12 protein-coding genes are annotated in these 9209 nt (G+C 34.6%); 4 read left to right on the top strand and 8 right to left on the bottom strand.

Annotation, left to right across the window (positions count from 1 at the left end; genetic code table 11):
- A partial coding sequence (locus tag CW752_RS10810; protein ID WP_410493642.1) for a DUF2752 domain-containing protein occupies positions 1-90 on the bottom strand: 90 nt, incomplete at its 3' end.
- Positions 91-135: 45 nt separating this feature from the next.
- Positions 136-1188: an NADPH dehydrogenase NamA gene (gene namA, locus CW752_RS10805; protein ID WP_101239724.1), complete on the bottom strand. Its 1053-nt coding sequence runs from the start codon at positions 1186-1188 to the stop codon at positions 136-138.
- 100 nt (positions 1189-1288) lie between these two features.
- Between namA and CW752_RS10800 the strand changes: the two genes are divergently transcribed.
- Positions 1289-1771: a cytidine deaminase gene (locus tag CW752_RS10800; protein WP_101239723.1), complete on the top strand. Its 483-nt coding sequence runs from the start codon at positions 1289-1291 to the stop codon at positions 1769-1771.
- A gap of 465 nt (positions 1772-2236) precedes the next feature.
- Here CW752_RS10800 and CW752_RS10790 read toward each other — a convergent pair whose 3' ends face one another.
- From CW752_RS10790 to CW752_RS10765, 6 genes are all read right to left on the bottom strand, one after another.
- The gene (locus CW752_RS10790; RefSeq protein ID WP_101239721.1) at positions 2237-2539 is read right to left on the bottom strand and encodes a barstar family protein; all 303 of its coding nucleotides are present in this window, start codon (positions 2537-2539) and stop codon (positions 2237-2239) included.
- Positions 2540-2813: 274 nt separating this feature from the next.
- Positions 2814-3317 (bottom strand): ribonuclease domain-containing protein, encoded by a 504-nt coding sequence (locus CW752_RS10785; RefSeq protein WP_101239720.1) that lies wholly within the window; start codon positions 3315-3317, stop codon positions 2814-2816.
- A gap of 33 nt (positions 3318-3350) precedes the next feature.
- Positions 3351-4142, bottom strand: coding sequence for an NAD(+) synthase (nadE, locus tag CW752_RS10780; RefSeq protein WP_101239719.1), 792 nt, complete (start codon positions 4140-4142; stop codon positions 3351-3353).
- A 17-nt stretch (positions 4143-4159) separates the two neighbouring features.
- Complete coding sequence (locus CW752_RS10775; RefSeq protein ID WP_185117615.1) at positions 4160-4693, bottom strand: GNAT family N-acetyltransferase; 534 nt, start codon at positions 4691-4693, stop codon at positions 4160-4162.
- Positions 4690-5220, bottom strand: coding sequence for a GNAT family N-acetyltransferase (locus CW752_RS10770; protein ID WP_101239718.1), 531 nt, complete (start codon positions 5218-5220; stop codon positions 4690-4692). The genes CW752_RS10775 and CW752_RS10770 overlap by 4 nt, the downstream gene beginning before the upstream one ends.
- Positions 5221-5229: 9 nt before the next feature.
- Positions 5230-5868 carry a leucine-rich repeat domain-containing protein gene (locus CW752_RS10765; RefSeq protein ID WP_101239717.1) on the bottom strand — a complete coding sequence of 213 codons (639 nt, stop codon included), beginning with the start codon at positions 5866-5868 and terminating at the stop codon, positions 5230-5232.
- Positions 5869-5920: 52 nt separating this feature from the next.
- On the opposite strand from CW752_RS10765, the gene CW752_RS10760 reads away from it, so the two are divergent.
- The 3 genes from CW752_RS10760 to CW752_RS10750 all read left to right on the top strand — a co-directional run.
- Positions 5921-6907 (top strand): gliding motility protein GldB, encoded by a 987-nt coding sequence (locus CW752_RS10760; RefSeq protein WP_101239716.1) that lies wholly within the window; start codon positions 5921-5923, stop codon positions 6905-6907.
- Positions 6908-6991: 84 nt separating this feature from the next.
- Positions 6992-7894: an ABC transporter ATP-binding protein gene (locus CW752_RS10755; RefSeq protein WP_101239715.1), complete on the top strand. Its 903-nt coding sequence runs from the start codon at positions 6992-6994 to the stop codon at positions 7892-7894.
- Between the two features lie 11 nt (positions 7895-7905).
- Positions 7906-9209, top strand: a 1304-nt coding sequence (locus CW752_RS10750) for an ABC transporter permease (RefSeq protein WP_185117614.1), incomplete at its 3' end; no start/stop codon positions are given.

Genomic DNA, 9209 nt, shown 5'->3' with positions numbered 1-9209 from the left:
CCTCCCTTCAAAGACCAAGACTATGGCTCTTTGAGCACCACAGCCAAAACATTCCACTCCCAGAAATTTTTTACTGGGGCAGGTCAGCATAAAGTCTTCGATATTCATTTTTGGAGGATTATAATCGTTACTAATTTATGAAGAGATTTTTGCTCTGGTATATTGATGCGGGAAGAAACAATCTTCTTTCATTTCGAATGATCCCTGAACCACAATATAAGGATTCCTCAGGATTTCTCTTGCTACGAAAATCAGATCAGCATCACCATTTTGCAAAATTTCTTCTGCCTGATTTATTTTGGTAATAAGTCCAACTGCTCCCGTTTTAATAGAAGCTTCATTTCTCACTTGAGAAGAGAAGGGAACCTGATATCCATCAAAAACAGGGATTTTAGCTCCATGGATATTTCCACCGCTTGAAACATCTACCAAGTCTACGGCATGTTCTTTTAAAACTTTAGCCAATGCCACACTGCTTTCAATATCCCAACCATTTTCAGCATATTCTGTCCCGGAAATACGTACAAAAAGTGACGTATTCTCATTGAGTTCTTCATTTACAGCATCTACAATTTCAATCAGAAAACGGATTCTGTTTTCAAAACTTCCGCCATATTCATCTGTTCTGATATTAGATAGTGGCGATAAAAACTGATGGATGAGATATCCGTGTGCTCCATGAATTTCGATAATATCAAAACCGGCTTTCACTGCTCTTCCGGCTGCTTTTTTAAAATTTTGAACCTGTTCTTTTACCTCATCGTTAGTCAATGCATGTGGAATTCTTTCCGTCGGATGATAAGGAATAGAACTTGGAGCAATTGTTTCCCAACCCTCTTCAATAGGAATTTGAAGATTATTCCACGTTGAGCCTTTTCTTCCTGCATGAGCCAACTGAATTCCTATTTTACTTTCTGAATTTTGATGAACAAAATTTACAATCCTCTGCAACTTTTCGGTTTGTTCATCATTCCAGATTCCCATACAATGATTGGTAATTCTTCCCCTTGGCTCTATACCTGTAGCTTCTACCATAATTAAACCTGTTCCTCCCTGTGCTCTGCTTCCGTAATGCACAAAATGGAAGTCATTAGCCAATCCGTTTTCACAAGAGTACATACACATAGGAGACATTACCCAGCGATTTTTCAGCTCTACATTTCTGAATTTTATTGGTGTATACAGCATTTTATCTTTTAAAATTTTAAACTTATTTATCAGGAAAATAAAATATTGCTCACTTCATTAAAAAGAACTAATTTTACCCCCCTTTTTTAGTCTACAATATATGAAAAAAGACATACAGATCAGTTACGAATATTTTAAAAATAGCAGTGAGCTGAGCGATATAGAAAATACTTTATTTGAAAGAGCCAAAGAAGCTCGTGAGAAGGCTTATGCACCATATTCTCAATTTTTGGTAGGATGCTCCGTATTATTAGAAAATGGAGAAATTTATTCCGGAAATAATCAGGAGAATGCAGCTTTTCCTTCGGGGCTTTGTGCTGAAAGAACAACGCTTTTTTGGGTAGCAGCCAACTTTCCGGATGTGAAAGTAAAAAAAATCTTCGTGGTGGGAGGACCTAAAGAATTCCATGAGAACAATTCTCCGATTCCACCTTGCGGAGCATGCCGCCAGAGTTTAATAGAATACGAAACCAAACAGAACGAAAACATTGACCTTTATTTTTCAAGCATGAATGAAGAAGTTGTGAAGGTACATGCTGTGAAAGATCTGTTGCCTTTCTATTTTGATTCAACGTTTTTGTAAGGAGAGAAAAACGAATTAAGATACAAAGTTTATTATAATTGCCACTAATACACGAATCTTTTATTAGCGTATTAGTGGCAATTATAATTTTCTAGTAAATCAAGCAGGTTTTCCAAGTTTTTACACAAACATCTGGTCATCTGTGATCTGCGGGAAATACAACATTTTATTTTTTGAATCAATTTGTTACTTTTTATTACAAATAAGCTTTACCATTAAGGTTCTTAAGATTTTTAGAATATTAAGCTTGAACTTCGCTTTAAGGCATTTTGCTTATAAAAAATCTTTGATTTTTTTCTTAATTAACCTTAACAACTTAATTTATCTTAATGGTTCAAATAAATTGATTATAAATTTTAAAGAGGCTCTAAAATTCTCGGAGTCCTTCCTTTTTTCCAACAAATCCCGAATTAAAAAAGGTTATTCTATTTCTAAAATAACCTCTTTATTTTTTTACATTACGGATTAACTTTCAGTCTCGTCTTCATCGTCTTCGTATTGCTCCAGATAATAGCTAAAACTAAAATCTTCTACCTCCTCTTCAGCATCTTCCAGCGTTGTCAGCAGATCTTCAAAAATTTCAAGTTGATCAACTGTCATATTTACGAATTCAATATGGAGTGGCATTTCCAAGTCTCCTGTAATGGTATCAAAAAGCGCATCAAGATTATCACCAAAATGTTCAGGAAGTTGAATTTTCTCCTTTAATTGGGTGTAAAAATCTTCATAATCGCCTATTTCTGTAAAATCTATATATATTGTCTTCATATTTCTTCTATTATTATTTAAGTATGGTCATTATTTAAAATTTTACACTATTGTCATTCTGACAAAGGAAGAATCTCATATATAGTTTAGATTCTTCATTTCACTTCTGAACTACGTTCGCAGATCTTCAGTCTGTATTCAGAATGACAGAACAGAATAGCTAAATAACAACCTTAATTATAGTTATTTATTCGTCATTATGTAAATAAAACCGGGGTTCATTATTCTCAACATTTTTTAGAGATTGCTTCGTCGCTTCGCTCCTCGCAATGACTTATTGTTTGTCAAAACTTTTATAATGGTTTTTGGTAAGGTAAACATCCCCGTTTTTAGTAAAAATAATTCGATCTGCCTGTCTACTGCCGCAATGGTAATTAACATCAGCTTCAAAATACTTTTCACCATCAGGTAATCTTCCTTCCCTGTTTCCAAATTTATCTCCACCAATAGCCTTTCCTGGAACTGCCTCACAAAGATTACCTTTTGAAGGGTTCCATCCCTGCCTTCTTGCTTCACTTTTTGTGATATAATAATCCGGCAACCTATGGTTTTGTTTTACATAATCAATGACTATTTTCTCTTCCGTTAATTTTTCAATTGAACTCTGATCCGTTGTATTTCCAGCTATAGATGAACTTCCATAGTTTACATTTTCTGTTTTTACTGTATCGGAATGATTCTGTTTGTCGGCAATAAAATTCTTATAAACATACATGATGGACATCCCGAAAAGAAGTCCCAGGCACATAAAAAGTACGGCTCTTGTTTTACTGTTCATAATAATCAGTTTATTATTGTAACAACAATTTATTTAATCTCTCCACTCTTCCGGAATATCGCAAATTGGAATAGGGTCCATTTTGTGTTTTGCTGCTTTGTGCATTCTGTCGAAGATTAAAAAGACTTCTTTATCTCTTCCTTCGTAATCTTCAGCAGCTTTAGTCCCGTATTCTTTCTGTATTTTTTCCAGTTCAGGATAAGTAGCTCCAATTTGTTGTTCATCAGTTCTGTCTACATCCCAAAGTCCGTCTGTAGGAATGGCTTCCTGAATACTTTTAATCAGGTTCAAACCTTTCGCAAGAGCATACACTTCTGTTTTATAGAGATCTGCGATAGGAGAAACATCTACGCCTCCGTCTCCATATTTAGTATAAAACCCGATTCCGAAATCTTCAACCTTATTTCCTGTCCCACACACTAAAAGTCCGTTTAGCTGGCCATAATAATAAAGGGTAAGCATTCTTAAACGGGATCTTGTATTGGCAAAAGCAAGCTTCTCGTTCGGATATAAATCATCTTTTACATCAAAAGTTTTATACAACTCCTCAAAAGCAGGCGTTAAATCTACGGACATAATCTCCACATTTGGGAATTTTGATTTCAGATCGTTCATATGTTCCTTCGCTCGGTCTACCTGGTCAGCTTTTTGACGAATCGGCATTTCGATCAATAATGTTTTTAATCCTGTCATGGCAGCCAGGGTAGAAACCACTCCGGAATCTACTCCTCCTGAAACTCCAATTACATATCCATTTACTTTAGCTTTTGTAGCGTAATCTTTCAACCATGCTACGATATGATCTATCACTTTTTGTGTCTGCATTCTATATCTTTATTTTTTTAGTCTATTCCAAATTCTTTCGGGTATTTGACTACACCTTTTGTATTTTTCAATCCGTCTTTTACCAGTTCTATGGCCATCCCGTTTTCTTCCGGAATTTCAAATGGAAATGAAATCCCAAAATTACTTGTTTTTTCGTAACCAAACTTCGGATAATATTTTTCATGTCCAATGAGAATCACAGAATGGTAACTTAAATCTTTCGCGATACGATGTCCTTCTCTGATAAGTTGTCCTCCAATACCTTGATTTTGAAATTCAGGTTTTACGGAAACAGGAGCTAGCGCAAGTGACTCATAAACCTCGGAATTGTTTACTATTTTTATTTTTGTGAACAAAATATGCCCGGCAATTTCACCATTCTCATCTTCTGCTACTAATGATAGTTCAGGAATGAAAGCTTCAGAATGTCTTAGTTTCTCAACCAGAAATTGCTCCTGATGGTCGCTGTGTTCCACATTTTTAAACGCTTCCTCTGTAAGCTGAAAAACTTTGGAATAGTCTTTCTCTTCTTCTTGCCGTATTGTGATCATTGGATGTAAATATATTTTTCACGTTGTAGTTCATACCAGAAACACTTTACCCCCGAATCTTCAAATTCACCTGTATTTTCAAAACCTAATTTTGTTAAAATATAATTGGATCCAGTATTTCCGGAATCTGCATAAGCATAAATAGTATTTGCTCCCAGCTCATTAAAACCATAAGCTAGAGAGACTTTTGCCGTTTCCATTGCATAGCCTTTACCCCAAAATTCGGGGATAAAACGGTAACCTAGATCTAAGGTATTAACATGTCCATTGATAGGTTGTTTCAATAATTTCAAACCGCTCCATCCTATCATCAATCCGCTTTCTTTTTCAATGACGGCCAGTCTTCCCACTCCATTTTCTTTATATTGTTTCTGAATCATCCTAATTGCTTCTTTTGATTCTTCAACATTCGTCACAGGTTTACCAAGGTATTTCATTACTTCAGGATCAGAGTCCATAAGAAACATACGTTCAAAATCAGTATCTTCAAATGGTCTTAAAATGAGTCTTTCTGTTTCCAGTATCATATTATGAATTTATTCTTCAGTTCCAAAAATGGTGACATCCGTTTTCGTCCCTTTTTTGATGTCGGTTTCCTTCATTTTATTTCCTCCTACGTTCAGGGTTTGTAAGACCGGATTTCCTGAGATGTCGATTTTTTGGATTTTATTATGTTCAATATTTAATTTTCGTAAGTTTTTGAGCTGAGATAGATCAATAGTTTTTAATTGATTTAAAGATAACGTTAATTGATCAATTCTCGGAGTGGCTTTCAGGGAAATTATGCTCAAAACATTATTATCAAGGTAAAGTGATGCCAAACTGGTTAAATTCTCTGCTTTGAATGAAGAAATTTTACACCCTGTGCATGAAAATAGTTCCAATTTGTCCAAATTACTGATGGACACCTCCGGAATGGCATTATCATCCAGAATAATCATTTTTACATTTTTGAACAAACGCAGATCATCTGTTGAAGTAATTCCTTTTTGAGTTAAAAACAGATTGGTAACCAATCCCATTTCGGCTTGTTCTAATGTTCCATTCTTGTTAGCATCAAAGTTTTCGAGTACTGCTTTTTCAAAGTTTTTATCTTTAAAATCAATCTTTTGACTATAGAAAAAAGAAAATCCTGAAATAAGGCTGAGGGCTGTAAATATTTTAATTTTCATCATGAGTTGTCCTTTTAATTATTACTTTTGTAAACTTAAATTCCATGTAAAAATAATGAAGATTTTTAGATTTATTGCGCTTTCTTCTATTTTAGTTTTAGGATTGGATTCCTGTAAAAAAGAACCTGAAAACCAGTGGAAAGTAGAAATAAAAGATTCTGTTGAAAAAGTTGTAATAACGGATATTTCCAAAGAATTTTACAATCAGAGTATTCCTTTAAGCCAATTTAAAAGCCTGTTTCCGTGGTTCCAGGGTAGTGTTTCCGATACAGATTTTGAGAAGAGAAGAAATGATGCAGAGGAAATAAAAATCTATCAGGAAGCGGTTGGAAAAATAGACCAGGTAAAGCTTCAGAAAGAATTGGAAAGTTTATTTTCACATATTAAATATTATTTCCCGCAATTTAAAAATCCGAAAGTATTCCTCTTCTCATCAGCATTACAGATGGCTCAGGATCCGATTCTTTATGATGAAAAGGGAAATCTTTTGTTTATAGATATTTCCGGTTTCATGGGAGATGGCAATGCTCACTACAAAGGATTGGAACTCTATTTCCAGAAATCGATGAATCCACAAAATATTGTTCCGAAGGTTTCAAGAAATTTTGCCGAAAATATTGTTACGGAATCACCTGATCATCAAAAGTTTATTGATCAGATCATTCTCAATGGAAAAGTTATGATTTTACAGGATGCGTTTTTACCGGATTTCCCTGATTATTTAAAAATAAATTATACTCAAAAACAATACGAATGGGCAAAAGCCAATGAAGCTAACATCTGGAATTATTTTGTAGAAAGCAATCTTATCTTTGGAGATGATCCAAGATTAGGAGAGCGCTTTATTGCTCCGGGACCTTTTTCTAAATTTTATACAGAAATTGATAATGAATCTTCTCCTCAAATTGGAATTTTCACCGGATGGCAAATTTGTAAAGCCTATCTGAAAGAAAAACCTGAAACGAAATTAACAGATTTTCTGAAGATCGATGCTACTACTCTCTTTAATCAATCCGGATACAAGCCTACTGTAACAAAATAGATTATATCTCATACTTATAGGAGACCTTTTGTAAAACACAGAAGGTCTTCTTCTTTTTTTTAACACCCATCAACACAAGGATATATGGAAAACTTAATCAGTATTCAAAATCTAAATTACGGATTCACTCAAGATAAACTCATTCTTAAGAATGTAAGTCTTGCAGTGCCTAAAGGAAGCGTTTTTGGATTCCTCGGAGCCAACGGAGCCGGTAAATCGACGACTATGAAAGTCATGTTAGGAAGCCTTCCTGACGAAAACAGTGCCATTGAAATTTTCAGTAAAAATCTTAAAGAACTTTATCCCGATGGGTTTCAAAAGATAGGAAGTCTTATTGACAGTCCGGCTTTTTATGACCATCTGTCGGGCTGGGATAATCTGACTATTCTTTCCAGGTTAAGGGGTCTACCCGATTCGGAATGCGAAAGGGTTTTGCATCTGGTAGACCTTTGGGAGAGCAGACAAATGAAAATGAAAAAGTATTCCCTCGGGATGAAACAAAGACTTGCTATTGCCATGACTCTTTTGGGATCACCTGAACTTTTAATTCTCGACGAACCTGTGAATGGTCTTGATCCCAACGGAATGCTTGAAATCCGTGAATTATTGCTAAAGCTTAATAAAGAACAGGGAATTACCATCTTTATTTCAAGCCACTTATTACAGGAAATTGAAAAAATGGTCACCCATCTGGCCATCATTTCCAATGGTTCCATCAAGTTTTCAGGAAGTGTAGAAGAATTGAATTCCCATTATCGCCATAACCGTATAAGGATAGGATTAAATAATCCATCTGCCTTTCTACAATACATTCCCGAAGATTATGCTGCAAAAATCGTTGATGAATATTCCATTGAAGTAACCGTTCAGTCCAGGGGAGACATTATTCAACTCACCAAAATACTAGTCCTTAAAGATGCTGAAATTTTTGAGATCAAAAACAGTGCAGGTTTGGAAGACTGGTTCATGGAAATTACTAAAAACTAAAACCAACACGAATGAAAAAATTAAACACATTAGTCAGTACAGAATGGCTAAAAATAAAAGGATTAGGGCTGGTATACCTAGCTGTGGCATTAGGAATTTTAATTCCACTTTTGGGTTTTATTTTCCAAATATTCAATCCTGTTTTTATTACTCCGGAAGAGCTTCCTTATTCTGTTTTTGAGAGTGCCATAACAGAAAACTTCAAAGCATTTACCTTATTTTTCCTTTTGCTTTATATCGTTATTGCAGCGAACAGAATTGCACAAATCGATCATAAAAATAATGGATGGCAACTGATGGAAACGCAACCCATCAGTAAATTTCAACTCTATTTTTCAAAATATTTGGTTGTTTTGGTCCTAAGTTTTTTATGTATTATCTCCTACTTAGGGTCTTCTATCCTGTTTTCTCTGTTAGATTATTATATTCATCCCAGTGAAGTAAAATTGTTGACCTTCGATACAGTATGGTTTTTAAAAACATTGATCAGGTCATGTATTGCCGTATTGGGAATTGCTGCACTTCAACTGTGCATATCCGTCGCTTTTCCCGGGTTTATCTGGGCTTTTCTTATAGGAATTCTCGGGCTTATTGTCAATATGTTTTCTTTAGTTCAAAAACAGGCATTTCCTTATTGTCCTTATAATTATTTGTATATATTGGGTAAGTCCCCTAATATCAGGAGTCTGAGTCAATTTATTAGCTACAGTGAGTATTTAAGTATATTCTGGGCTATCATATTTTTTATAATAGGTTATTTTTGGTATAGAGGGAAAAGTTTCAAAACTGCTTTTTTAAAAAATAAAAAACAAATTACCGTTTCAACAGCTTTTATCCTCATCTTAGCTGCTACATTTTATATTTTACAAAAACCTAAACCCTATAAAAGTGAAGGAGAAGGAATTGTCATTACAGGAAAGCTGAATACAGATCTGAAAATAGATTCCGTGAAAATTTTCTCCAAAGATTTTCATAAAAAAATCGGAAGTGCAGCCGTCAAAAACGGAATATTTTCATGGGAAACCAAACAACAGATTCCATTTGATCTGTACAGTTTTGAATTTGGCACTAAAAAGATTGATTTTATGATGGGAAATGGAGATCGCTTTGATTTTAACATTTACTGCAATGCTGTTAAAATGCAATACTTCCTCACCACCAACAGGTCAGCAGAGCAAAATCATAAAAATCAGGAAGATGGATTTGGATTTGAATTTACCTATGCTATTGACGAACAGAAATATAATGATGATCCTAAAAAGTTTTATGAATTGGCTCAATCTGACTGGGAAAAAAACATTGACAGGCTTACTCA

It is taken from the genome of Chryseobacterium sp. PMSZPI (assembly GCF_002835665.1).
In the GTDB taxonomy this organism is placed as follows: Bacteria; Bacteroidota; Bacteroidia; order Flavobacteriales; family Weeksellaceae; genus Chryseobacterium.
The sequence above is the reverse complement of the archived record's forward strand: the minus strand, read 5'-3'. Positions and strand labels throughout refer to the sequence as shown.

Bases quoted from the DNA above. Each gene is read 5' to 3' on its own strand.
- namA (WP_101239724.1), bottom strand. From the start codon at position 1,188: ATGCTGTATACACCAATAAAATTCAGAAATGTAGAGCTGAAAAATCGC.
- CW752_RS10800 (WP_101239723.1), top strand. From the start codon at position 1,289: ATGAAAAAAGACATACAGATCAGTTACGAATATTTTAAAAATAGCAGT.
- CW752_RS10790 (WP_101239721.1), bottom strand. From the start codon at position 2,539: ATGAAGACAATATATATAGATTTTACAGAAATAGGCGATTATGAAGAT.
- CW752_RS10785 (WP_101239720.1), bottom strand. From the start codon at position 3,317: ATGAACAGTAAAACAAGAGCCGTACTTTTTATGTGCCTGGGACTTCTT.
- nadE (WP_101239719.1), bottom strand. From the start codon at position 4,142: ATGCAGACACAAAAAGTGATAGATCATATCGTAGCATGGTTGAAAGAT.
- CW752_RS10775 (WP_185117615.1), bottom strand. From the start codon at position 4,693: ATGATCACAATACGGCAAGAAGAAGAGAAAGACTATTCCAAAGTTTTT.
- CW752_RS10770 (WP_101239718.1), bottom strand. From the start codon at position 5,220: ATGATACTGGAAACAGAAAGACTCATTTTAAGACCATTTGAAGATACT.
- CW752_RS10765 (WP_101239717.1), bottom strand. From the start codon at position 5,868: ATGATGAAAATTAAAATATTTACAGCCCTCAGCCTTATTTCAGGATTT.
- CW752_RS10760 (WP_101239716.1), top strand. From the start codon at position 5,921: ATGAAGATTTTTAGATTTATTGCGCTTTCTTCTATTTTAGTTTTAGGA.
- CW752_RS10755 (WP_101239715.1), top strand. From the start codon at position 6,992: ATGGAAAACTTAATCAGTATTCAAAATCTAAATTACGGATTCACTCAA.